Source organism: Aeromonas sp. S18(2024) (assembly GCF_041402525.1).
Classification (GTDB): domain Bacteria; phylum Pseudomonadota; class Gammaproteobacteria; order Enterobacterales; family Aeromonadaceae; genus Aeromonas; species Aeromonas enteropelogenes.
Map to the genome: position 1 here is coordinate 675,478 of NZ_JBGLQV010000001.1, position 22,729 is coordinate 698,206.

The 22,729-nt window shown below is 61.3% G+C and carries 19 protein-coding genes; 8 read left to right on the plus strand and 11 right to left on the minus strand.

Translation table 11 applies throughout. The annotated features are described in order from the left end of the window. Positions 1-4: 4 nt before the first annotated feature. The 6 genes from ACB034_RS02910 (at position 5) to ACB034_RS02935 (ending at position 8,908) form a co-directional block, all read left to right on the plus strand. Positions 5-3,955 carry an ATP-binding protein gene (locus ACB034_RS02910; protein WP_371172028.1) on the plus strand — a complete coding sequence of 1,317 codons (3,951 nt, stop codon included), beginning with the start codon at positions 5-7 and terminating at the stop codon, positions 3,953-3,955. Further along, positions 3,939-5,183 carry a response regulator gene (locus tag ACB034_RS02915; protein WP_371172029.1) on the plus strand — a complete coding sequence of 415 codons (1,245 nt, stop codon included), beginning with the start codon at positions 3,939-3,941 and terminating at the stop codon, positions 5,181-5,183. Before ACB034_RS02910 ends, ACB034_RS02915 begins: the two co-directional genes overlap by 17 nt. A 2-nt stretch (positions 5,184-5,185) precedes the next feature. Continuing rightward, positions 5,186-5,818, plus strand: coding sequence for an N-acetyltransferase family protein (locus tag ACB034_RS02920; protein ID WP_371172030.1), 633 nt, complete (start codon positions 5,186-5,188; stop codon positions 5,816-5,818). 60 nt (positions 5,819-5,878) lie between these two features. Further along, a complete protein-coding gene (gene cobB / locus ACB034_RS02925; protein ID WP_061477530.1) occupies positions 5,879-6,652 on the plus strand; it encodes a Sir2 family NAD+-dependent deacetylase in 774 nt (257 codons plus the stop codon). A gap of 124 nt (positions 6,653-6,776) precedes the next feature. Beyond that, positions 6,777-7,253: a hypothetical protein gene (locus ACB034_RS02930; RefSeq protein ID WP_224209664.1), complete on the plus strand. Its 477-nt coding sequence runs from the start codon at positions 6,777-6,779 to the stop codon at positions 7,251-7,253. After that, the gene (locus ACB034_RS02935; protein ID WP_371172031.1) at positions 7,253-8,908 is read left to right on the plus strand and encodes a GGDEF domain-containing protein; all 1,656 of its coding nucleotides are present in this window, start codon (positions 7,253-7,255) and stop codon (positions 8,906-8,908) included. Before ACB034_RS02930 ends, ACB034_RS02935 begins: the two co-directional genes overlap by 1 nt. A 49-nt stretch (positions 8,909-8,957) precedes the next feature. Here ACB034_RS02935 and ACB034_RS02940 read toward each other — a convergent pair whose 3' ends face one another. From ACB034_RS02940 to potA, 11 genes are all read right to left on the minus strand, one after another. Beyond that, on the minus strand, positions 8,958-9,968 hold the full coding sequence (locus ACB034_RS02940) for a substrate-binding domain-containing protein (RefSeq protein WP_371172032.1): 1,011 nt from the start codon (positions 9,966-9,968) through the stop codon (positions 8,958-8,960). Beyond that, complete coding sequence (gene rbsK / locus ACB034_RS02945; protein ID WP_371172033.1) at positions 9,968-10,900, minus strand: ribokinase; 933 nt, start codon at positions 10,898-10,900, stop codon at positions 9,968-9,970. Before rbsK ends, ACB034_RS02940 begins: the two co-directional genes overlap by 1 nt. Before the next feature lie 112 nt (positions 10,901-11,012). Beyond that, the gene (rbsB, locus tag ACB034_RS02950) at positions 11,013-11,888 is read right to left on the minus strand and encodes a ribose ABC transporter substrate-binding protein RbsB (RefSeq protein WP_371172034.1); all 876 of its coding nucleotides are present in this window, start codon (positions 11,886-11,888) and stop codon (positions 11,013-11,015) included. A gap of 35 nt (positions 11,889-11,923) precedes the next feature. Continuing rightward, positions 11,924-12,892 (minus strand): ribose ABC transporter permease, encoded by a 969-nt coding sequence (gene rbsC, locus ACB034_RS02955; protein WP_042026171.1) that lies wholly within the window; start codon positions 12,890-12,892, stop codon positions 11,924-11,926. Continuing rightward, entirely contained in the window at positions 12,892-14,415 is a 1,524-nt protein-coding gene (rbsA, locus tag ACB034_RS02960) for a ribose ABC transporter ATP-binding protein RbsA (protein ID WP_371172035.1), read from the minus strand. The genes rbsC and rbsA overlap by 1 nt, the downstream gene beginning before the upstream one ends. Positions 14,416-14,435: 20 nt before the next feature. Further along, positions 14,436-14,855 carry a D-ribose pyranase gene (gene rbsD / locus ACB034_RS02965; RefSeq protein WP_201977714.1) on the minus strand — a complete coding sequence of 140 codons (420 nt, stop codon included), beginning with the start codon at positions 14,853-14,855 and terminating at the stop codon, positions 14,436-14,438. A gap of 394 nt (positions 14,856-15,249) precedes the next feature. Continuing rightward, entirely contained in the window at positions 15,250-16,881 is a 1,632-nt protein-coding gene (locus ACB034_RS02970) for a phosphoethanolamine transferase (RefSeq protein WP_371172036.1), read from the minus strand. Between the two features lie 227 nt (positions 16,882-17,108). Continuing rightward, positions 17,109-18,176: an extracellular solute-binding protein gene (locus ACB034_RS02975; protein WP_225632438.1), complete on the minus strand. Its 1,068-nt coding sequence runs from the start codon at positions 18,174-18,176 to the stop codon at positions 17,109-17,111. Positions 18,177-18,317: 141 nt separating this feature from the next. Beyond that, entirely contained in the window at positions 18,318-19,088 is a 771-nt protein-coding gene (gene potC, locus ACB034_RS02980) for a spermidine/putrescine ABC transporter permease PotC (RefSeq protein WP_061477533.1), read from the minus strand. Beyond that, positions 19,085-19,981, minus strand: coding sequence for a spermidine/putrescine ABC transporter permease PotB (gene potB / locus ACB034_RS02985; RefSeq protein WP_216992356.1), 897 nt, complete (start codon positions 19,979-19,981; stop codon positions 19,085-19,087). Before potB ends, potC begins: the two co-directional genes overlap by 4 nt. After that, a complete protein-coding gene (potA, locus tag ACB034_RS02990) occupies positions 19,968-21,071 on the minus strand; it encodes a spermidine/putrescine ABC transporter ATP-binding protein PotA (protein ID WP_061477535.1) in 1,104 nt (367 codons plus the stop codon). The genes potB and potA overlap by 14 nt, the downstream gene beginning before the upstream one ends. Before the next feature lie 193 nt (positions 21,072-21,264). On the opposite strand from potA, the gene ACB034_RS02995 reads away from it, so the two are divergent. Together ACB034_RS02995 and ACB034_RS03000 are read left to right on the plus strand one after the other, a co-directional pair. Then, on the plus strand, positions 21,265-22,008 hold the full coding sequence (locus ACB034_RS02995; RefSeq protein ID WP_371172037.1) for a hypothetical protein: 744 nt from the start codon (positions 21,265-21,267) through the stop codon (positions 22,006-22,008). A gap of 16 nt (positions 22,009-22,024) precedes the next feature. Next, entirely contained in the window at positions 22,025-22,711 is a 687-nt protein-coding gene (locus ACB034_RS03000; RefSeq protein WP_061477536.1) for a DUF2987 domain-containing protein, read from the plus strand. Positions 22,712-22,729 lie beyond the last annotated feature (18 nt).

Here is a 22,729-nt window from a genome sequence, read left to right on the forward strand (position 1 = left end):
CTCCATGTTGTTGCTGACGGCGCTGGTTGCAACGCCGCTGTCAGCCACCATACTGCCGCTGGCGCCATCCACCCAGGCTTATGCCAACTCTCTCAAACAACTGACATTCTGTTACCCGGCCACGCTGCCGCCACCCTATCTGCTGGCACACGGTGGGTTGCTCAAGGATCAGATCACCCGTCTGGCCAAGCAGCTGCCGGTGCCGCTTCTGTTTCAGGAGCTGCCCGACTGGCAAACGGTGCGCGGCGCCTTGCTGGAGGGGCAGTGCGACATGGTTCCCCATATCGGGGCGGCGACGAGCAATCTGCCCAATACCTGGCTCAGTCGTCCCATGATGGAGACGGACTCTGCCGTGCTCTACCGGGGGGCGCTCCAGCAAGCCACTTTTCTGGCTTACGCAGGTTCCGATGCCGTATCGGTATTGCATGACATCTTTCCGGCGGCGGCGATCAGAACCCTGGCACCGGGGGAGTCCTTGTATGAGGCGATGAAGAGTGGCCAGGGCAATGCCTACTTTGGCGATTACCTGCAACTGCGTTATCTGATGAAGGAGTTTCCGGTGGAGGGGTTGCGACTGCGCCGTCTGCTCGGGGATGACAGGATAATAAGCTACCGTCTGATGATGCGAGAAGAGCCCGAGCTTGTTCGCCTCATCGACACCGCCATTCGCTACATGCCTGCCGGCAGTCTCTATACGGATCTTGATCACTACCTCGATCAGAGCGCGCTCTCCTTCAACCAACCCCGTTTCAGCGATATCGAACAGGCCTGGCTGGCCGGCAGCCGCCGTACTGTGCGGTTGGTGGTCAACCCGGAGCTGATGCCTTATAGCGGCCTTGACGAGCAGGGCAATCCAAAGGGGTGGAGCGCCGACGTGCTGCGCTGGATCACTCAGGAGACGGGTCTGAAGTACCAGGTGGTGCCTGCGCTTAGCAAGGCTGATGCCATCGAGAAATTGCGCAGCGGCGAGGCAGACATGATGACGGGCTTGCCTGAGTCTCCGAACCTGGCAGATGAGTTCACCTTCAGTCGGATGATCTCCATCAACCGCTTTGCGCTGATCAGCAAGGGGACCCTGGCAGCTACTCATATTTCGGCTCTCAAGCGGCAGCGGATCCTGGTGCCCGAATCGCTCTATGATCCCTCTTTGCTGACACTGCTGGGGGAGCAGGAGTGGATCCGTATCGGCACCCTGGAACAGGGGCTTGATGCGCTGCGAAGGGGAGAGGCGGATGCCATGCTGAGCGAACTCTATCAGTTGCAATATCCGCAACGAACCCAGTTGCTGGAAGGGTTCGAGATCAAGGAGATGGAGGACAGATTTGGCATCGGGTTTGCCATTCGCCAAGACGAGGCCGAGCTGGCCAGCGTGCTGGATCGCAGCCTGATGACCCTGACCCGCAACCGGATAAATGAGCTCAATCAACGCTGGCGCCGCTTGGTCGTCGTGCAGCAACCCGGGGTGAGCTATCTCGCCTGGTTCGGCTCTGTCGGCTTGGCACTGTTGATCAGCGCCATCGTCATCGGCGTGATCTGGCGATCCCGCCAGCAACTGGCGCGGGAAGTGGCTCAGCGCCAGGTAGCCGAGCGGGCCCTGGCCATCGAAAGCGAATTGCGTGACACCCTGTTCCAGACGCTGCCGCTGCCGGTGTTTATGCGTGACAGCCAGGGCAGGATCATCAAGTCGAACAAGCTGGGGCGGCGCCTGGCCACTCGATATGGCGATCAGCTGGCGTTGCCTCCGGTACAAGCCCACAAGGAGGAGGGGGAGCTGACACTGGGAGATCTGGTGTTCGCCTTTGTGCAACATCCACTGCCGCGGGACAAGCAGACTCCGGTGACCGATCTTATCGCCCTCTCTGATATCAGCGCGCTGCAGGAGCGGGCGCGTATCCTGCGCCAGGCGGAGCGGCGGCTGCGGGCCCTGACCAATACGGTGCCCGGCGTGGTGCTGCAGTTTTTGTTCGAAGATGGCAGGGTCCAGGGGATAGAGTTCATCAGTCGGGGCTGCTACGGGTTGCTTGGGCTGGCCAGCCAGCAGATCCGGCGCGATCCCGGCCAGGTCTTTGCCCTGCTGGCCCGTCACGAGCTACGCCAGTTGCGCGATACCATGCAGGAGCGGCTGCAAGCGGGCAAACCCTTCGTTTATACCCTGCGCTATCGTCATCCACAGCATCAAGAGCGCTGGTTGCAGCTCGATGGCCGTGGCCGTCGCCAGGGACAGGGGTGGCGCGTCTATGCGGTGATGCAGGATGTGACCGCGCGCATCGAGCAGGAGCGGGCATTGCAACGTTCCCACGAGCAGGCGCAGCAGGCCGTGCTGGCCAAGGGGCGCTTCCTGGCCGCAGTCAGCCATGAGATCCGCACCCCCATGAACGCCATCCTCGGCCTGCTGGAGTGGCTTGCCAGCACGCCGCTCACTCAGGAACAGAGCTCGGCGCTGGGGCGAGTGCGACAGGCAGGGGACGAGCTGTTGGGGCTGCTCAACGACGTGCTCGATTTCAGCCGCAACGAGAGCAGCAAACTCTCTCTCTCCCCCCAACCGACTGACTTCATCGAGTTGTGTGAACAGGTGGCTGCGGTGCACTGGAACAAGGCGCGCGACAAGCGCCTGCAACTGCGCCTGGTGCTGGATCCGGCCCTGCCTGCCTTGCAGACCCTGGACCCTCACCGGATCCGCCAAATCCTGCATAACCTGCTCTCGAATGCCATCAAATTCAGCCAGCGGGGGGAGGTGGTGCTCTGGGCCACCCGGGCGGGCGACAGGCTCCGCTTCGGGGTGGATGACGAGGGCCCCGGCATTACCGCCGAGATGCGTCCCACCCTCTTCATGCCTTTCGAGCAATTTGCCGTGGCAGGGCAGCTGCGGGCGCCCGGCACCGGGCTTGGGCTTGCCATCTGCAAGCAGCTGGTCGAGCAGATGGGGGGCCTGATCGATGTGATGGCCAGAGAGGGAGGCGGCAGCCGCTTCTTCTGCGAGTTGCCCCTCGATGTGATCCGGCAGACTCCCCACTGGCAACCCGAGGTACGGCAGCTGGCGCTGGTGATGCCGTCGGATGAAGCTGAGTCTCTCATCCCCTGGCTGGCGCGACTTGGCGTCAACGTGGCCCCGGATGCCGCCGATGTGCTGGAGGCCAGACAGGACGAGCATGGTTTGTGGCATTGGCAGTGGGCTGGGGAGTCCTGGGTGCCAGGCACCCTGATCAGCCTGTTGCAGCCGCCATGGGTACCTGATGAACCTGTGGCCGACCTCCAGCCAGGGTTGAATACCAGGGTGCTGCTGGTTGAAGATCATGACGTCAACCGGGAGCTGATCATCCTTCAGCTAAGGCAACTGGGTGCCAGGGTGATTGGCGCGGCCAACGGTCAGCTGGCGCTGCAGATCCTCACAGAGCAGGAGGTCGACCTGGTGCTGACCGATCTGCAGATGCCGGTGATGAATGGGGCCGAACTGTGCCGGGCGTTGCGTCATTCCCCCCAATGGCGCCATCTGCCTGCCTATATCATCACCGCCGATCTGAGCGAGCAGGCAGCCCTTGAGTTGCAGTCCTGCGGTTGTGATGGGCATCTCGACAAACCCGTGGCCCTGCGGGAGCTGGCAACCCTGTTGCAGCAGCTGGGAGGCGGGCAGCAGCCAGAGAAGACAAACACGCAGTGGGAGATGGCCCCCTCTCCCATGCTGACCGATGAGCTGATAGCGCTTTATCTGGAAACAACCCGGGGGGATCTCGCCGAATTGGCGCTGCACCTGGCCAACAAGGACACGTCCGGGGTGGAAGCCACTTTACACAAGGTCAAGGGGGCCGCCAAAATGGTGGGAGCTACCCCCATAGTCGCGGTGATTGAAGAGTGGCAGCGTGCTCGCCACTCTTTCCTCCAGGCCAGGTTGTCCCGGGCACTGGACGAGGTCAGTCGCCATTTCACCAAGAGAGCTCAAGATGATCATCACAGATGAAGAATTACTGGCGTTGCTCAACTCGGAAGAGCCCGGCTTGGCCGGCTTTAGACCCATCACTTTGTATACCCTGGATCGTGCCTCCTATGAGCACGTGAAAGGATGTGCACTGCCCGACTATGTCGCACTGCACCGTACCCAGCCCGACGCCTGCTGGCAGTGGGAGGGGCTCTTCACGGCCGGTGCCATCGCCATCTATGATCCCGCCTCTCACCGGCAAACCGGCGATCTTGCCCAGCTGCAAGGCCATGTGGGGATCTATGCCATTGACGAAGAGTGGCAGGCCGGGCTTGCCGACAGTTATCGCCGTTGGGGTGACTGGCTGGCGGCGCAGCGGATCCTGCTGCTCGAAGATCACCCGTTTCAGGGCAAGCAGTTGCAACAGACCATTGCCGAGCTGGGGATCCCCTGCCAGTGGGTGCAGGAGGAGCAGGCCTGTCTGACGGCCCTTGCCGACGGGGAAATCCGCATGTTGATCTGCGATCTCAGCCTGGTGGAGCAGGATGCCATCAGCGTCCTGATGGGGCAGCCCCAGCTGCGTGAGGCTGGGTTGCCGATTGTACTGCTGTCCGCCCATGAGCAGACCCTGCTCAACGGGGCGCGCCGCTTGTTGCACGATGCCGGCTTCAACGTCATGGCCGCTCTTGCCAAGCCCCTCGATACCGATGAACTGCTCAGATTGTTGCGCGCGCTCTATCTTGGTCCGTTGCGCCAGCGCCGCTTGAGCGGCCATCGCCGCACCATTCGTACCTGGCGGGGGGAGGTGCTGGGGCAACTCAGCCCGCGTTCCCATCCTTCCACCACCGCGCCGGTCTGGTTGACGGTGAGCGGCCTGCCGACCCGATGGGAGAGCCTGAGGGAGTGGCTGGGCGAACAGGCTCGCCAGCCTGCGGAGTTGACGCTGCTGATCCATCGCCGGGATCACCTGCTCACCAACGCCGAGCGCTTCGCACTGGTGCTGCAGGCCAGTCTGGCTGGCTGCAAGCTGGCCCTGGTGCTCGACAACAGCCAGCACCTTCCCTTTGATCTGCTGGAACGCCTGCCCCTTGAGGCATTGCTGGTCGGGCAGGGGATGCTGCCCGAGCTGGAGTCCTTGAGTCCGGACTCCCTGCTGGGCCGTTTCATGGCGCGGGTGCGCGAGCTCGGGATCACCATCTATCTTGACGACCCCTACAACCTGCTCGATATCGAGCCGTGGCGTGATCGCGGCATGGCCGGGCGCTGGTAACCATGGCCCGTTATCTTTGCTGGCCGATGCACAGGGAACGTCTGGAGAAGGGGTTGGCGGGATGGCACACTCCGCACTCCCGTGCCGAGCTGCCCGTCGCGATGACGATTGCAGAGGAGCCTTGCCAGCTGCGTGAGCTGCGGGGCGTCGAGCCTGCCAGCATGCTGGCGGCCTACGATGCCCTTAGCGAAGAGAGCGTCTATCTGCGTTTCATGCGCCCCAAGCTGGCACCGCCACCCGATCAGGTCGCGGCGTTTCTTCATTACGATCCGGCCCGCCAGATCTCGCTGCTGCTCACAGCGCAGGATGGCCGTCCGCTGGCCCAGGCCCAATCCATCCGTCGTCACCGCCATCCGGAGCGGGCTGAGTTTTCCTGCATTGTGGCGGATCATTTCCAGCACAGGGGGGCGGGCAGGCGCATCCTGCTGGCATTGGCTCTGCTTGCCAGGTCGGAAGGGATCCGGGAGTGGGTAGCCGAGGTGCTGGCCCAGAACCGCCCCATGCTGACCCTGCTCAAGCGATTGGGGTTGCCCCTGACCCTGGTTACGGGGCGCGAGCTGGTGTTCGTAAGGCTGGATCTCAGCGTGCTGGATGAGTGGCTCCCCGTTCACGCCCTTAATACCAAGGGCGAATAGAGCCCCATTTTCCCCTGTGCTAAGGTCACAGCTATGAGCAGGGATGAAAAGGAAGATGTCATGGGACAGACGTTCAAACATATAGTGATCCTGACCGGTGCCGGGATCTCTGCCGAATCCGGGATCAAGACCTTCCGTGCCTGCGACGGTCTGTGGGAGGAGCACAGGGTGGAAGACGTGGCGACGCCGGAAGGCTATGCCCGGGATCCGGAACTGGTTCAGCACTTCTACAACTCCCGCCGCAAGCAACTGCAGCAACCCCAGGTTCATCCCAATCCTGCCCACTATGCCCTGGCTCGACTCGAGCGCCTTTTCCCGGGGTCGGTGACCCTGGTGACCCAGAATATCGACAACCTGCACGAGAGCGCGGGCAGCAAGAACCTTATCCATATGCATGGCGAGCTGCTCAAGGCGCGTTGCCCCGAATCGGGGCAGGTGATCGAGTGGCGCGGCGATCTGTCTCAGCACGAACTCTGCTCCTGCTGCCAGTTTCCCCAGCCGCTGCGCCCGCACGTCGTCTGGTTTGGCGAGATGCCGCTGGGGCTGGATCGCATCTACAGCGCCTTGGCCCAGTGTGATCTCTTCATCTCCATCGGTACGTCCGGCGCCGTCTATCCTGCCGCTGGTTTCGTGCATGAGGCGGGTTTGAACGGCGCCCATACCATAGAGCTCAACCTGGAGCCGAGCGAGGTGGGCAGTCAGTTTGACGAGAAGCGTTATGGTCCGGCATCCCTGCTGGTACCCGCCTATGTGGACGAGTTGCTCGAGGCGTGTGGCATCCATCAGCCCAGGATAGTGGATGGACACAACTGGATGGAGATGCGTGGCTCCTGACGCTTCGGAACTACTTGTAGGGGAAGGGAAAAATCCATCTTGATTACAATATCTACAGTTGCAATGGCTCATTGAAGTCGCCACACTGACAGCCAAATGATGAGATCTAGTTGGCGCAATAATCATGAATAGAATGAAGCAATGGAGTGCTTTTATCCTCCTGGTGCTGGCCAGTGCCTGTGCATCGGCCGCTTCCCCCCTGATAACGCTGGTGTTGCCGGATGGCCAGCAGCGTCAGCTCAATGAAACCGACCTGGCGACGCTGCCGCAGACCGAATTTCAGACCGTGACCCCCTGGACCCGAGGCACTCATCGCTATCGCGGTCCGACCCTGACGACCGTGCTGGCTGCGCAAGGTGTGCCACAGGCCCGCAAGATCGCCGTATCGGCTCTCAACGGTTATCAGCAAGAGGTGGATCTCTCCCTGTTTGACGGGGTGCCCCTGACCCTGGTTCGCCATGAGGATGACAAACCGCTGACTCGGCGCAACAAGGGGCCGCTCTGGCTGCTGATCCCCTTTTCCGACTATCCCAAGCTGGACGTGCCGGCCATCCACAACAACATGGTGTGGCAGGTGAACCGCATCGAGGTGATCCGCTGATGGGGCGTCGACGCCACAATGGATTGCTGATCGCCATTATCCTGCTGTTTCTGATCTCCTCCGGCTGCGGCCTCTATCTGCAGCACAAACAGGATCAGCTGCTCGATACCTACTACCGCAATGTCCACTGGAACATCAGCCAGGTGATGCTGGAGTCCCAGCGCTTTCTCTTCGATCTGCGCCTCTATCGGGCAGGCCGGCTGGAGATGGAGACCCTGAGTCTTCATTACGATCTGCTGTGGAACCGGCTCGATATCTTCCTTATCGGCAGCGAGACCGCCGAGGTTCGGGAGCGCTATGGATTGGGCAGACATGTCGCCCGGCTGTTCGAGCAGCTCAAACAGCTCGAGCCCCTGATGGATGGTGGGACAGTGCCTTGGCGGGAGTTTGACATCTTGCTGGCTCAGATGGGCGAGCAGACCCGCCAGATTGAACAGATAGGCGAACACATTCTCTCCGGCCAGGAGCGGGAGGCGTCGGTCAACCAGATCCGCGATACCCTGTTCTGGCTGCAGATCTGGCAGCTCGTCCTGCTGGCGACCGGTGGCGTGCTGGTCTATGCCCTGATCCGGGCCAATTTGCAGAACCGGCGTCTCTCCTTGAGCGATCCCCTGACCCGGCTCGGCAATCGTCGGGCACTGCAGGAGGAGCTGGCGCGCGCCCTGCAAACCCCCGGCGTACTGGCGCTGGTGGTACTCGATCTCAAGCGCTTCAAGCAGGTCAACGATCTGCTCGGTTATCAGGTGGGCGATCGGCTGTTGCAAACGGTGGCCAGCAAGCTGCAGCAGGCCCATCAGGGGAATGCCTACCGGCTGGGCGGTGACGAGTTTGCGGTGATCTTGACCGCCGGCAAGCAGCCGCTGGCGGTGCAGATCCGCGATCTGATGGCGCTGCTTCACTTCGAATTCGTGACCCGGGAGAGCCGTTTCGATCTCGCCTGCAGGCTGGGTGGGTCTGAGGTGTTGCCACCGCAGGATCCCGTGCGCCTGCTCGATCAGGCCATCCTCGCCCTCAATCAGGCCAAGCGAGATGGCAGCAGCGAGCCAGTCTGGTACCAGCCCGGCATGCAGCAACAGCTGATGTTGAACCAGCAGCAGACCCAGCGATTGCGCGACTGGCTGGCCGACGAGGCGCCTTGCCCCTTGCTGATCGACAGGCTGGCGCTGTGCAGTGAGCAGGGGGAGCGTTTGTGGCAGTGGTCCCTTCGCTGGCAGGAGAATCTGGCTCCCTGTGAGGTGAGCTGGTTGCAGGAGGGGGGACTGCTTGGGCCCGTCATGGCCCGGTTGCTGCAAGAGGATGACACGGCGGCGAGTGAGCGCGAGTCACGGCTGGTGGCGCTGGATAATCAGGTGCAGTTGGCCCATCTGCTGGCTTATCTGCCGGATGTGCTCCCAAACCCCCTCGTGCTGCGAGTGCCCACCCTGCAACAGGAGGCGGCGCTGCTGGCGCGAGTGCAAGCCTGCGGCTGCGTGCTGGCCCTCGCGGAATTGGGCTCCAGCACGCCCGCCACGTTGGCGGCTGGCTGGCCGGTACGCTACTGGTTGCCTGAGCCTGCAACCCACGGCGATTTGTTGCAGCCGCTGGCCAATCGACTGGGATTGCAGTGGCTGCGTCCGGTCGATACGTCCGAGGCAAACAACCCGGCAAATCCATGACAAAGGGCGACCCCGGGGTCGCCCTTGTTGTCTCTGCGAACGTGTCGGTTCAGGCCTTGGGGGGAGGGGCGCAGGAGGTTCTGATCACCAGATCCGGCTCGACCGTGATCATCCGGTTTTCCACCTGTTCTCCATTGATCCGCGCCAACAGGCGAGTGACGGCAAGGCGTCCCAGCTCCTCCTTGGGTTGGTTGATGGTGGTGAGGGGCGGTGACATAAATTCTGCCAGCGCCACGTTGTCATAACCGACGATAGAGAGATCGCGGGGTATGTGCAGCCCAGCCTGATGGGCGGCACTGATGGCTCCCATCGCCATCATGTCGTTGCAGACAAACAGGGCAGTGGGGCGCGAAGGTTGCGCCAGCAGACGTCTCATGGCCTGATGGCCGCTGGCACAGTCAAAGTCACCCTCCTGGATCCAGGCCGGGTTCACGGTGAGCCCCGCTTCCTGCATCGCCTGCTCGTACCCCGCCTGACGCTGGTTGGCGGGGGCGCGGTTGTGGGGGCCCGTGATGCAGCCGATGGCAGTGTGGCCAAGTTCGATCAGGTGGCGGGTTGCCAGGTAACCGCCGCGATGGGAGTTGTCGGCGATAAGATCCACCTCCCGGCTATCCATGCCCCAGTCCATCACTACCACCGGCAGGCTCTTGAGCCAGTCGAGCTGGTTGAACACCTCCTGCTGCCCCTCGCTGCACATGATAAGCAGGCCATCCACCCGTTTGCGCAGCATCATCTTGAGGTAGGAGAGGGCAGTTTCGGCCTGTCCTTCGGTGTTGCCCAGCATCAGGTTGTAACCCTGTTCGAAGCAGTAACGTTCCACCCCGCGCACCACTTCGGCGAAGAAGGGGTTGCTGGAGGTGGTCACCAGCATGCCGATACTGTTGGTCTCTTTCACCTTGAGGCTGCGGGCGACCAGGCTCGGGGCATAGTTGAGCTCGCGCATGGCGGCAAAGACCCGCTCCCGGGTCGTATCGCTCACGAAGCGGGTCTCGTTGATGACGTGGGAAACGGTGGTGGTGGAGACCCCTGCCAGCGCCGCCACCTCCTTGATATTGGCCATCAGTGCCCCTGCGCTGCTTGGGCCTGCAGGAAGGTGTCGACCTCCTGCTTGCCGGGGATGGAGCTCTGGGCGCCGAATTTGGTGACGGAAAGCGCCGCCGCGCCGTGAGCAAAGCGTACCGCACCGTTGAAATCGGCCCCGGCGAGCTGGGCGGCCAGCAGGGCGCCGTTGAAGGTATCCCCGGCCGCCGTGGTGTCCACCGCCTCGACCCGAAAGCCCGGAATGAGCTGTTGCTGCTGGCCGTTGCTGCAATAGACCCCTTGCGAGCCTAAGGTGATCATCACCTCCGCAATACCCATCTGGTGGAAGCGATTGGCCGCCTCGCGGGCGCTCGCTTCATCGCTCACCTTGACCCCGGTCAGCAGCTCGGCTTCGGTCTGGTTGGGGGTGATGAGATCCACCAGTGCCAGCAGCTCGGCCGCGAGGGGCCGGGCGGGCGCGGGGTTGAGCACCACCCGGGTGCCATGGGCGCGGGCCAGGCGGGCGGCTTCAAATACGCTCTCGAGCGGCACTTCCAGTTGCAGCAGCAGGGTGTGGGCATCGGCGATCATGGTTTCATGGCGTTTTACCACGGCCGGGGAGAGGGCACCGTTGGCCTCGGCGGAGATGCCGATGCTGTTTTCCCCCTCATCGCTCACATAGATGATGGCGATGCCAGTGGGGAGCTTGTCGTCGAGCTCCACCGCGCTGACGTCAATTCCGTCCTGCGCAAAGCCCTCTCTCATCTGGCGGCCGATAGCGTCATCGCCGATACGGGCGATAAAGGAGACGCTGGCGCCGAGGCGGGCGGCGGCCACCGCCTGGTTGGCCCCCTTGCCACCCGGCACCACCTGGTAGCTGTGGCCGGTCAGGGTTTCACCCGGGCGAGGAAAGTGGGGAACGCGCAGCACATGGTCTGCATTGACACTGCCCAGAACGACGAGACGATTCATGTTGACTACTCCTGATGCATCTTGGCCTGGGGATCAGGTGGCGTGAGCCCAGGCCGAGAGACACCGAGGGAAGGGGGAGGCGATCCTCCCCCCATCCGTTTACTTGACGCGCTTACTTGGTGACCACTTGCAGCGGTACCGGGATGGATTTCTCCACCGGCTGACCCTTGAGCACCTTGTCGGCGGTTTCCACGCCGATGGCACCGATGAGCGCCGGTTGTTGGGCCACGGTAGCGGCCAGTTTACCCTTGGCCACGGCAGCCTTGCCATCGTCGGTGCCGTCGAAGCCGACAATCATCACCTCTTTGCCGGCGGCCTGCACGGCGCGGATGGCACCCAGCGCCATCTCGTCATTCTGGGCAAACACCGCCTGTACACCCGGGTGGGCGGCCAGCAAGTTTTCCATGACGTTCAGACCCTTGGTGCGATCAAAATCGGCGGGTTGGGAGGCGAGCACCTCCAGCTTGTTGGCGGCCACGGCCAGGGCGAAGCCTTCGCCACGGTCACGGGCGGCGGAGGTACCGGCGATCCCTTCCAGCTGAATGACCTTGGCACCCGGGCCCAGTTTCTCGGTGATGAAGTCGCCAGCCAGCTTGCCACCGGCCACGTTGTCGGAGGCGATGTGGGCCTTGACCTCACCCTGCGCGGCGCCGCGGTCCAGGGTCAACACCGGGATGCTGGCCCGGTTGGCCAAACGGATGGCGTTGCCCACGGCTTCGGAATCGGTCGGGTTGATCAGGATGGCATTGACCTTGCGCACGGTGAGATCTTCCATGTTGGAAAGCTCCTTGGCCGGGTCATTCTGGGAATCCAGCACCACCAGCTCGTAGCCAAGCTCTTTGGCTTTGGCCTCGGCTCCCTCCTTCATGGTGACGAAGAAGGGGTTGTTGAGGGTGGAGACCACCATGGCCAGGGTGTTGTCGGCGGAGTGGGCGGTGCCCAGCACGGACATGATGGCGGCAGCGAGCAGGGTATTGAGCTTTTTCATCATTTTATTCCTTGTGTGTGGCGTGGCTAGTGTTATCAACGGTTGCTTTTGTTATCGATCATCACGGCAAGCAAGATCACGCTGGCCTTGGCGATCATCTGGTAATAGGAGCTGACATCGAGCAAGTTGAGAGCGTTGTTGAGGAAACCGATGATGAGGGCACCGATCAGCGTTCCCATGATGCGCCCCTTGCCCCCCATCAGGCTGGTACCACCCAGCACCACGGCGGCGATGGCATCCAGCTCGTAACCCATGCCGGCGGTCGGTTGGGCTGAAGAGAGACGGGAGGTGACGATAAGGCCGGCCAGGGCTGCCAGGGCGCCGCACAGACCATATACCGCGAGCTTCACCCGATCCACATTGATGCCGGAGAGGCGGGTGGCGGACTCGTTGCCGCCCAGAGCATAGATGTAGCGACCCAGGCGTGTGTGGTTGAGCATGAACCAGGCCAGCAGAAAGACGATGGCCATCAACCAGATGGGCACCGGCAGGCCGAACAGGTAGCCGGTACCGAGCCAGGCGAAGTGATCAGCGCCGTCGCTAAAGCCGGTGGAGATGGGGCGACCCTCGGTGTAGACCATGGTCACGCCGCGCAGGGCTGTCATGGTGACCAGGGTGGCGATGAAGGCCTGCACCTTGCCCTTGGCGATGATGAGACCGCTGATCCCGCCGAGCAGGGTGCCGGCGATCAGGGTGAAGGGGATCACCATCCAGATTGGCAGATCCATGGCCACCATGCTGGCCGCCAAGGCGCCGCACAGGGCCAGCACCGAGCCGACCGACAGATCAATACCCCCGGTCAGGATAACCAGCGTCATGCCGACCGCGATGATGGCGTTGACCGAGGTCTGGCGCAGTATGTTGAGCAAGTTGTCGGCGGTGAAGAAGTTGGGGCTCAGGAAGGAGACCACGCCGATCAGCACCAGCAGGGCGACCAGGGATTTGTTCTCGATCCACCATGCCTTGCTCATGACGCCGCGGCGGGGAAGGGTTTGAGTTGTCATTATTGTGCTGCCTCTTGCTCTGCTTGCCACTGTTTACCGACTGCCGCCGCCATCAATTTCTCCTGATTGGCGCCCTCGGTGTTGAACTCTGCGCTGATGCGCCCTTCGTGCATCACCATGATGCGATCGCTCATGCCGAGCACTTCCGGCATCTCGGAAGAGACCAGAATGATGCTCATCCCCTCCTTCTTGAACTGGTTGATAAGCTGATAAATCTCTTTCTTGGCCCCCACATCGACGCCGCGGGTCGGCTCGTCCAGGATCAGCACCTTGGGCCGGGTCAGCAGCCCTTTGGCGATGGCCACCTTCTGCTGGTTGCCGCCGGAGAGCAGCTTGATGAGCTGTTCACTGCTGGGGGTCTTGATGTTGAACAGGCGCACATAGTCGCTCACCGCCTGACGCTCGGCCTGGCCGTCGATGCGGCCACCCTTGTTGAACTCGTCGAGGGCGCACAGGCTCATGTTCTCGCGTACCGACAGTTCCAGCACCAGACCGTCGCCCTTGCGATCCTCGGAGATGTAGGCGATGCCGGCCTTGAGGCCATCGGCAGGGCTCTTGGGGCGTAGCGGGTTGCCATCGATGCGGATCTCGCCATTGTGGATGGAGCTGGCGCCATAGATGAGCTTCATCAGCTCGGTGCGGCCGGAACCCATCAGGCCGCTAAAGCCAAGGATCTCCCCCTGGCGCAGGGAGAAACTCACCCCGCGCACGCCGGGGCCGGCAAGATCCTTCACCTGCAGGCTGACCGGGCCGAGCTCGCGCACCAGACGCGGGTACTGCTCCTCCAGTCGGCGGCCCACCATCATCTCGATGATCTTGTCTTCATCGAGCTCGCTTACTGCCTTCTCGCCGATCCATTTGCCATCGCGCAGCACTGTGACTCGGTCGCAAATTTCGAAGATCTCCTTCAAGCGGTGGGAGATATAGACGATGCCGCAGCCCTGCTCACGCAGCTCGCGGATCACCTTGAACAACTGCTCGGTTTCGGTGTCGGTCAGGGCATCGGTGGGTTCGTCCATGATGATGACGCTGGCATCAAACGACAGCGCCTTGGCGATCTCCACCATCTGCTGTTCACCGATGGAGAGATCCCCGAGTCGGGTATCCGGGCCGTGCTTGACCCCGAGACGAGCAAGCAGGCTGGCGGCACGTTCGCGCAGCTGCTTGTGGTCGATATTGCCAAAGCGGGCGCGCGGTTCGCGGCCAAGGAAGATGTTGGCGGCAATGGAGAGCTCCGGCAGCAGGTTCAGCTCCTGGTGGATGATGCTGATCCCCTGATCCTGGGAGTCGCGGGGCCCTTTGAAGTGAACCGGCTGGCCGCGATAACTGATGCTGCCACTGTCGGCCTGATAGATGCCGGTCAGCACCTTCATCAGGGTGGACTTGCCGGCGCCGTTTTCGCCGAGCAGGGCCATTACCTGACCCGGGTAGACCTTGAGGCCTGCCTCATCGAGCGCCCGCACGCCGGGGAAGGTCTTGACGATCCCGGTGAGCGACAGAATGGGCGAGGGGGTTGTACTCATGGCTGATTCCTTGAAAGGGCTTAAAACGCCACACCGGCGCAGAGGATCAGGTTGGCGTAGGGGGTCACCTCGCCGCTGCGCACGATGGCCTTGCTCTGGCGAGTGCGGGCCTTGAACGCTTCGTGCAGGCAGTATTCGATGGTGATGGGCTTGCCCTGGCTGATGGCGTGGGCCTCGATCTGCTCAAGCAGGGCCTGGTGAGCATCGGGGCTAACCTGCTTGATCTCGCTCGCCATGATCACCTTCTCCACCACCAGATCGGTGAGCAGGGCGCCCAGCACAGTCTCGAGGCTGGGGGTGCCCGCCATCAGCGCCAGATCGATGCGCTCGGGGCCTGCCGGGATGGGCAGGCCCGCATCGCACACGGTGATCTCGTCGGTGTGCCCCATCTGTGCCACCAGGGCACTCAGGGGGGCATTGAGCAGTACGCCTCGTTTCATACAGCACCTCGTCAGGTCTTGGCCTGTCCATCTGTTTTTGTCTGAAGCAATCGGTTACGCAACCGGTTGCGCGATGGCGCAAAGATAGGCCTTTCGGGTGCCAAGAGCCATCCCGATGGGGCAAAAATGTGAAAACGATCTCAAAGGTGCCAACAGAAAAGGCGGCAAGGGTGCCAGCAGAGGCCAAGCTTCCTGATGGATGCTGCTCCGTTGGCGAAGGGCTGGATAACTGGCGTGCAGGTTAACCCGCCCTGATGGTTATGAAACTGACAGTGCCCAATTGCCTTGCAAGCCAGGCGAGTCAGACCCCGTGTTGTGTCGCCAAGGTTTCCCGCTCACTTTCTTGCAAATGAACGAAGCGATGGAAAGGGCGGCACTGCAGATGCAGGGAGGATCAGGGCGCCTGCGTCGTTCGGCAAGGACTGAAAATATCGAGACGCTTGTCATAGACGGTCGTCTTGACGTCCCAGATCCCCAGCATGGACGAGAACAGATTGTCATGGGAGTAGGGGGTGGCGTTGGCATTTTTCTGCAGGCAGCGGATGTTCAGCTTCTTCTCCTTGATAAAGCCTGGCGACATCCAGATCTGCATCGGTATGCGAGTCTGTTCATCGGGGGCGATCCGGTACGGGGCCGAGTGCAGATAGAGCCCCATTTCACCGAGGGATTGGCCGTGATCCGAGAGGTAGATCAGCGCCGTGTTGTACTTCTCTTCATACAGCTTGAGTCTGGCGATCAGCCGGGCAACCACCAGGTCGGCATAGCGGATGGTGTTGTCATAGGTATTGACCAGCTGCTCGGTCGTGCAGTTCTCGATGTCGCTGCGCGGACAGTCCGGCACAAACTTGCGTTGCTCACTGGGGTAGCGCTTGTAGTAGGTGGGGCCATGACTGCCAAGCAGGTGAAAGGCGAGCATCTTGTCCCCCTTCATGTTGGCCACCTCATCATCCAGCCCCTGCAACAGTACCTCGTCGTAACAGGTGTCGCCCTTGCACAGAGTGGGATTGGTCGTGGGCTGGATCTGGATATTCGGGACCCGATCACAGACCCCTTTGCAGTTGCTGTTGTTGTCCTTCCAGTAGATGGAGATGCCTGCCTTTTGCAATACGTCCAGCAGTCCCTCGCTGTTTCGGGCCAGATTGCCGTCAAACTCCTCGCGCCCCATGTTGGAGAACATGCAGGGGACCGACACGGCAGTGGCTGTGCCACAAGAGCGCATCTGCCTGAAAGAGATGACGCCACCTGCCTTGCTGGTAAAGGGATTGGTCTCCCTTGCATAGCCATTCATCGAGTAGTTTTTGCTGCGGGCGGCTTCCCCCAATACCAGAAACATCAGGGTAGGTTTGGCCGAGCTGGCCGTCCGTTTGGCATCATCTCCCAGGGTCGTGAAGGGGATGGGCTCGACCAGAAAGCGCTTGTAGATAAATTTGGTGGTGCTGTTGACGACGTTGGCCGGCACGATTTCACGCTTGAGGCTCGAATTGTTGCGACCCACCGAGACGTAATCCTGATAATAGAGTGCGGCAATAGCTGTCACTATGGCCAGGGAGACCAGCATGGAGAGGGCACGAGCAAGGAGGCCTTTGTACCAGCGGTTGGCATAGTTGATCTTGATGAAAAACAGGCCGATCGCGGGGAGGATGCCCGTAACCGTCACCCAGGCGACGATGGGCGCACTGACATAGGCCAGGGCTTCGCTCTGGTTGGTCTCGAAGACGTTCTGGATCATGGTCTGATCAAACTGGACGCCGTATTTGAGCATGGTGTAACTGGCAATAGCGCTGATGACGAAGAGGAGCGCGAAGAAGGGCTTGAGCAGATAGCGGATGGAGAATGGCACAAACACGAAGTTGAGTGCTGCGACCAGCAGGATGGGGAGCGAGATGACAAAGCCCGTCTTGACGCGCTCCAGCTGGGAGAGAATGTCATAGAGATGAAGCCAGATAGGCCAGTTGAACAGGCATGCAAACACGACCGCCAGCAGGGCAATGAAGGGGACCACTCTTGTTTCCATCACAAAGGGCATACAGGCATCCTGATCGCAGATGGTGAAAATGGAATTCACGACAATGGCAGCGGCATACCACTTGGCAAGGTTGCCAATTTTCAGTGAATGACGCTGTGGATTACCGATATACGAAGTAGTTTATGAATGTGGTGTTAACGCTGGCATTGCTTGCCTGTGGCGCACGGCATGGCAGATTTGGCGGGACAACAACATAAAAACCCCCGGCGTGGCCGGGGGCAATGGACTTAATTGGCGTTGGCCACCATGGCCTTGAGCTGCAGGAAATACTGCTCGTAGAGCTGGGAGGCGTCCCCCACATCGGACTGGAACACCCCTTTTTGCTTGGTCTCGTCGCTTGGGAAGACCATGGCATTGTTACGAAACTCGGGAGAGAGCAGGGGGATGGCATCCTTGACCGGGGTCGGGTAGCCGATGGTTTCGGCCACCTTGGCCGCCACGTCCGGGCGCATCAGGAAGTTGATGAGGGCATGGGCCTCTTTCACGTGTTTGGCCTTGGCGGGAATGGCCAGGTTGTCCATCCACAGCACGGCCCCTTCCTCCGGATAGGTCATCTTGATGGCCGGGTATTCGCGCTGAGCGCCGTAGGCGGAGCCGTTCCACAGCATGCCGATGTTCACTTCACCGGCGATGAAGGGGTCGGCCGGGTTGTCGGAGTTGAACGCCTTGACGTTGGGCATCAGCTTTTTCAGGTACTCGAACGCCTCGGTGATCTGGGCCTTGTCCTGGGTGTTGGGGCTGTAACCCAGCTGAACCAGGGCGATATGGAACACCTCGCGAGCGTCATCCATCAAGAGCAGGCTTTCTTTCCACTCCGGTGCCCACAGCTGCTTCCAGCGGGTGACGGGTTCGCTAATCATCTCGCTGTTGACGCCGATGCCGGTGGCGCCCCAGATATAGGGGACTGAGTAGCGGTTATCCGGATCGTACTCGTGGTTGAGCAGGGTGGGGTCCAGGTGCTTGAAGTTGGGCAGCTGGGCACGGTCGAGGGGTTGCAGCATCCCCTCCTTGGCCATCTTGGAGATGAAGTAGGTGCTCGGCACCACCACATCGTAGCCGTCACCATGGGTCTTCAGCTTGGCGTAGAGGGTTTCGTTGGATTCATAGGTGGAGTAGATCACCTTGATGCCGGTCTCTTGCTGGAACTGCTCCAGCAGACCGTCCGGTACGTATTCCGACCAGTTGTAGAAATAGACCACCTTGTCTTCGCTGGCCTGTACCGGCGTGCTCAGCAGCGGGGCGGAGAGGGTGAGGGCGGCGGCCATCATGGCGCCCGCCTTGTACTTGATTGTCATCAGAAACTCCTTGAGGTAATGGGGCCTTGCGGCCCACCGTGACAGAGTTCGCCTGCGCCAGCGGTGTTGCTGCGTGACGCCGTCATGTGGCGAAAAGGGGCTGCGCCGGGGCGCAGCAAACAAGCCGAGCAAACGGGCAGGCTACGCCTGCCGCTTGCGCAGTAACAACTGGGCGACCAGCACCATCCCCAGTGAGGCGATGAGCATCAGGGTGGCCAAGGCGTTGACCTCGGGGGAGACCCCCACCTTGACCATGGAGTAGATCTTGAGGGGCAGGATCTCGTAGGCCGGACCGGTGACAAAGGAGCTCACCACCACATCGTCCAGGGACAGGGTGAAGGAGAGCAGCCAGCCCGCCATCACCGCCGGCAGGGCCAGCGGCAATATGATCCGGCGAAAGATGATCCCCTCGCCAGCTCCCAGATCCCGGGCCGCCTCCAGCATCCGCACATCGAAGCCGCACAGCCGCGAGTAGACGGTGATGACCACGAAGGGCAGGCAGAAGGTGATGTGAGCGATGAGCAGGGACCAGAAACCCAGGGCAACGCCGGTAGCCACGAACAGGGTGAGCAGCGAGATGGCCATCACGATGTCCGGGGACATCATCACCACGAACAGCATGCCGCTGACGTACTGCTTGCCCCGGAAGCGATAGCGAAACAGCGCCACTGCGGTGAGGGTGCCGATCAGGGTGGCCGACGTGGCGCTAAGGGCGGCGATGGTCAGGGAGTGCTGGGCCGCCTGCATCAGGCTGGCGCTGGCGAAGAGCTTCTCGTACCAGCTCCAGGTAAAGCCGCGCCAGTCGATGCCGTACTTGGAGAGGTTGAAGGAGTTGGCGATCAGCACCCCTATGGGGACATAGAGGTAGGTGAACACCAGCAGCAAAAATCCCGCTTTCAGTGCGCGCATCATGCCAGTTCCCCCTTCTTGCTCAAGAGTTTGCCCGCTCGCCAGTAGCAGTAGACCAACAGGGCCATCAGCACCGTCAGCATCACGCTGATGGCAGCGCCGAAGGGCCAGTCACGGCTGTTGAGGAACTGGGTCTTGATGAGGTTGCCGATCAGCAGGTGCTTGGCACCGCCCAAGAGATCGGAGACATAGAACATCCCCATGGCGGGCAGAAATACCAGCAGGCAGCCTGCGATGATACCGGGCAGGGTGAGCGGCAGCACGATGCGGTGCAGCCGCTGCCAGCCGTTTGCTCCCAGATCCCGCGCGGCTTCAAGCAGTCGGCCATCGAGCTTCTCGATGCTCGAATAGAGGGGCAGCACCATGAAGGGGAGCAGCACGTAAACCAGGCCGATGATGACGGCCACCTCGGTGTACATCATCTGCAGTGGCCGCTCAATGAGCCCCAGATCCAGCAACCAGCCGTTGATGAGGCCACGGGTGCTGAGCAGCACCTTGAGGGCATAGGTGCGGATGAGGGAGTTGGTCCAGAAGGGGACCACCACCAGAAACAGCAGCAGGGGGCGAATGCGGCTCGGCAGATGGGCCAGCAACCAGGCAAAGGGGTAACCCACCAGCAGACAGATAGCGGTGGCCACCAGCGCCAGCCACAGGGAGTGGAGCAGCACCTCAAAATAAAGGGGCTCCAGCAGTCGGCCATAGTTGCCCCAGGTGAAGATAGGGCTGATGAGGGCCGACTCGTCCCGGGTCAGGAAGCTGACCCCGAGGATCATCAGGTTCGGAAAGAAGACGAACAGGGTCAGCCAGCCGAGGATCAGCGCGATGGCCCCGTTGCGAAAACCGTTGTGGGCAAAGCTCAGGGGAACCCGGCCGCGGCGTGAATTAGTGAGGTTCATAGGGCAGCACTACCTCCCAGCTGTCGACCCAGTGGATGGCCACCTCCTGGCCCAGCCGGTAGTCGAAATCCGGGTCATCCTCGTCGAAGAACTCCGAGATCAGCAGTTGCTTGCCGCTCTCGAGCTCGATCACCGAGTCCAGGGTTGCGCCCTTGTAGTTGCGCTCGCAGATCTTGCCCGCCAGTGCGCCAGCCTGATCGTCCCCGTTGTCGAGAATGCGCAGATCTTCGGGACGTAGTAGCACCAGTACCTTGTCGGCGGGCTTGAAGGGCAGAGCGGTATGGAGCAGGCACTCGCGCCCTTCCACCTCGGCGCGCCAGACGCCGGGTTCGCTCTGGCTGATCAGGGTGCCATCCATCACGTTGATCTCGCCGATGAAGCGGGCAACGAACAGGTTGGCCGGAGATTCGTAGATGTCGCGCGGGGTGCCGCGCTGGATGATGTTGCCTCCCTCCATCACCAGGATGCGGTCGGACATGGTGAGTGCCTCTTCCTGATCATGGGTGACGAAGACGAAGGTGATGCCGAGGCGGCGCTGCAGTGCTTTCAGTTCGGTCTGCATCTGCTTGCGCAGCTTGTAGTCGAGGGCCGAGAGAGATTCATCGAGCAGCAGCAGGCGTGGCTTGTTGACCACGGCGCGGGCGATGGCAACCCGTTGCTGCTGACCGCCAGAGAGCTGATCCGGACGGCGGTTGGCCAGATCGGAGAGCTGCACCATGGCCAGGGTCTCCTCGACCCGCTGGCGGATTTCGCTTGCCGGTACCTTCTGCATCTCGAGGCCAAAGGCGACGTTTTCGAACACCGTCATATGGGGAAAGAGCGCATAGCTCTGAAACACGGTATTGATGTGTCTGTGTTCGGCGGGAATGTGGGTGATCTCGTCCCCGGCCAAGTGGATGGTGCCACCGTCTACCGATTCGAGCCCGGCCAGCAGGCGCAGCAAGGTAGTCTTGCCACAGCCGGAGGGACCCAGCAGCGTGAGGAATTCCCCGTCATAAATATCAAGGTCAAGGTCATTGAGAATCACCTTGCCATCGTAGTGTTTGCTGATCTTGTTCAGCGCGACAATTACCTGTTGGTTTTTCATCATCCGCCAGTCTCACCCCAGCCAGTGGCCATCGTGTTGAAAGAAGGGTCGCATTCTATTGCAGCCGACACATGAAATTAAAGGCTTTTTAGCCCGAACAGGACAGGAAAAACGGCTACGAATACCGGATCAAACCGCTATAATGTGCCACCTGATTCGTTCGTTTTCGATGTTGGATAGTCAATTGAGTAACAAAATGCGTATTGGTGGCTCCCTGGAGCAGTCCCTGAGCCAGGGTTATCGCCTCGATCTGAAAGGGGTGATCCAGGAGGGGTGGCAACAGACCCGCCGTACCGGATTCGGCCTGCTGCTGGCTATCGTCGGGGTAACGGCAATCTGGATCCTGCTCAGCAACATGTTGCTGGTGCCCTATATCAGTGACGATACGCAGATGAACGTGGCCATGGTACTGAGCCTGCTCATTACCGTCATCATGGCTCCCATGACCAGCGCCCTCGATATGCTGGGGCTGCAGCAGTCGGTGGGGGTACGTGCCAGGGCCAACCAGGTGTTCGACTTTTTTCGTCACTTCGTGCGTCTCGGTATGCTGAGCCTGCTCGGCAGCGTGCTCACCAGCCTGTTTGGCCCGCTGTTCGAGTTGGTCGGCTTGCCGGTGGTGTTCTCTTTTGTACCTTCTGCCCTCATCGGCATGGGCCTTATCTTCACCGTGCCCCTGGTGCTGGAGCGCGGATTGACGCCGGTGCAGGCCATTGTGGTTTCCCTGCGGCTGTTTGTGCGAGGCTGGCCCAGCCTGGTGCTGTTTCATGGCGTCATGGCGGCGCTGCTGTTTCTCGCCCTGCTCCCCATGGGGTTGGGACTTATCTGGATGGCCCCTCTCTACTTCAACTGCAAGGGGATCCTCTATCGGGATCTGTGCGGCGTGGCAGTAGAGGTCAATGAAGTGACCGAACGGGAAGGGCCCGATCATTTCAACGCATGATGCATAAGGATATTGAATGACCTGTCGCAATGGAGTGACCTCGGCGTTGCGCCGCGCCCTGCTGGCAAGCCTCTTGCTGCCGGGGCTGGCGGTGGCGGCACCTACGCTGGATCTGCAATACAGCACCTTCTACAGCCAGATGAAGAGTGTGGCCAAGGGGGATTTCGGTCATGCCAGGTTGGGATTTTATCTGACCGATCCGCAAAATGGCCGGCGCTGTACTCTGACCTCGGCCCGGGTGTCGACGCCGGACAGGGATGTAGCCGCCGAGGTAACGGTGGACAGCGAACTGCGCCTGCCTTTTGACGGGGATCTCAATCTCGACAAGGCCACTGTGGTGGTGGAGCTGCAAGAGCCCCATACCAGCTGTGACATGGCGGTACAGGTGATGGCCGATGCGCCGGCAGGCAGCCAGTTTCCGGTAGCGGAGATTGCCACTCGCCAGCAGCAGATGCAGCAGTTGCTCGACAAGATGGCGGGCATGGTGGGCAAGTATTTCCTGCCGGCCATGGAGGGGGTGCACATCGCGTTGGTCGAACCGAGCGGAACCGCCTATCTCATCGATGGGGCCCGTCAGGAGGCGCTGCCCTGGCAAGATGGTCAGCTGCAGTTGAACAAGGCACAGCTTGCCGATTTTGCGGGCGGCACCTTGCGTCTGCAGGGGGAGGTGCTGCGACTGACCCCCTGGTTGCGCAAGGAGTAACGGGGCAGAGCCAGCCAC

Excerpts from the sequence above, each read along its gene's own strand:
- ACB034_RS02910 (WP_371172028.1), top strand. The coding sequence starts at position 5 with ATGTTGTTGCTGACGGCGCTGGTTGCAACGCCGCTGTCAGCCACCATA.
- ACB034_RS03000 (WP_061477536.1), top strand. The coding sequence starts at position 22,025 with ATGACCTGTCGCAATGGAGTGACCTCGGCGTTGCGCCGCGCCCTGCTG.
- ACB034_RS02920 (WP_371172030.1), top strand. The coding sequence starts at position 5,186 with ATGGCCCGTTATCTTTGCTGGCCGATGCACAGGGAACGTCTGGAGAAG.
- potB (WP_216992356.1), bottom strand. The coding sequence starts at position 19,981 with ATGAACCTCACTAATTCACGCCGCGGCCGGGTTCCCCTGAGCTTTGCC.
- ACB034_RS02975 (WP_225632438.1), bottom strand. The coding sequence starts at position 18,176 with ATGACAATCAAGTACAAGGCGGGCGCCATGATGGCCGCCGCCCTCACC.
- rbsK (WP_371172033.1), bottom strand. The coding sequence starts at position 10,900 with ATGAATCGTCTCGTCGTTCTGGGCAGTGTCAATGCAGACCATGTGCTG.
- ACB034_RS02935 (WP_371172031.1), top strand. The coding sequence starts at position 7,253 with ATGGGGCGTCGACGCCACAATGGATTGCTGATCGCCATTATCCTGCTG.
- rbsA (WP_371172035.1), bottom strand. The coding sequence starts at position 14,415 with ATGAGTACAACCCCCTCGCCCATTCTGTCGCTCACCGGGATCGTCAAG.
- ACB034_RS02940 (WP_371172032.1), bottom strand. The coding sequence starts at position 9,968 with ATGGCCAATATCAAGGAGGTGGCGGCGCTGGCAGGGGTCTCCACCACC.
- ACB034_RS02915 (WP_371172029.1), top strand. The coding sequence starts at position 3,939 with ATGATCATCACAGATGAAGAATTACTGGCGTTGCTCAACTCGGAAGAG.
- ACB034_RS02930 (WP_224209664.1), top strand. The coding sequence starts at position 6,777 with ATGAATAGAATGAAGCAATGGAGTGCTTTTATCCTCCTGGTGCTGGCC.
- rbsD (WP_201977714.1), bottom strand. The coding sequence starts at position 14,855 with ATGAAACGAGGCGTACTGCTCAATGCCCCCCTGAGTGCCCTGGTGGCA.
- potC (WP_061477533.1), bottom strand. The coding sequence starts at position 19,088 with ATGATGCGCGCACTGAAAGCGGGATTTTTGCTGCTGGTGTTCACCTAC.
- ACB034_RS02995 (WP_371172037.1), top strand. The coding sequence starts at position 21,265 with ATGCGTATTGGTGGCTCCCTGGAGCAGTCCCTGAGCCAGGGTTATCGC.
- ACB034_RS02970 (WP_371172036.1), bottom strand. The coding sequence starts at position 16,881 with ATGCCCTTTGTGATGGAAACAAGAGTGGTCCCCTTCATTGCCCTGCTG.
- cobB (WP_061477530.1), top strand. The coding sequence starts at position 5,879 with ATGGGACAGACGTTCAAACATATAGTGATCCTGACCGGTGCCGGGATC.
- potA (WP_061477535.1), bottom strand. The coding sequence starts at position 21,071 with ATGATGAAAAACCAACAGGTAATTGTCGCGCTGAACAAGATCAGCAAA.
- rbsC (WP_042026171.1), bottom strand. The coding sequence starts at position 12,892 with ATGACAACTCAAACCCTTCCCCGCCGCGGCGTCATGAGCAAGGCATGG.
- rbsB (WP_371172034.1), bottom strand. The coding sequence starts at position 11,888 with ATGAAAAAGCTCAATACCCTGCTCGCTGCCGCCATCATGTCCGTGCTG.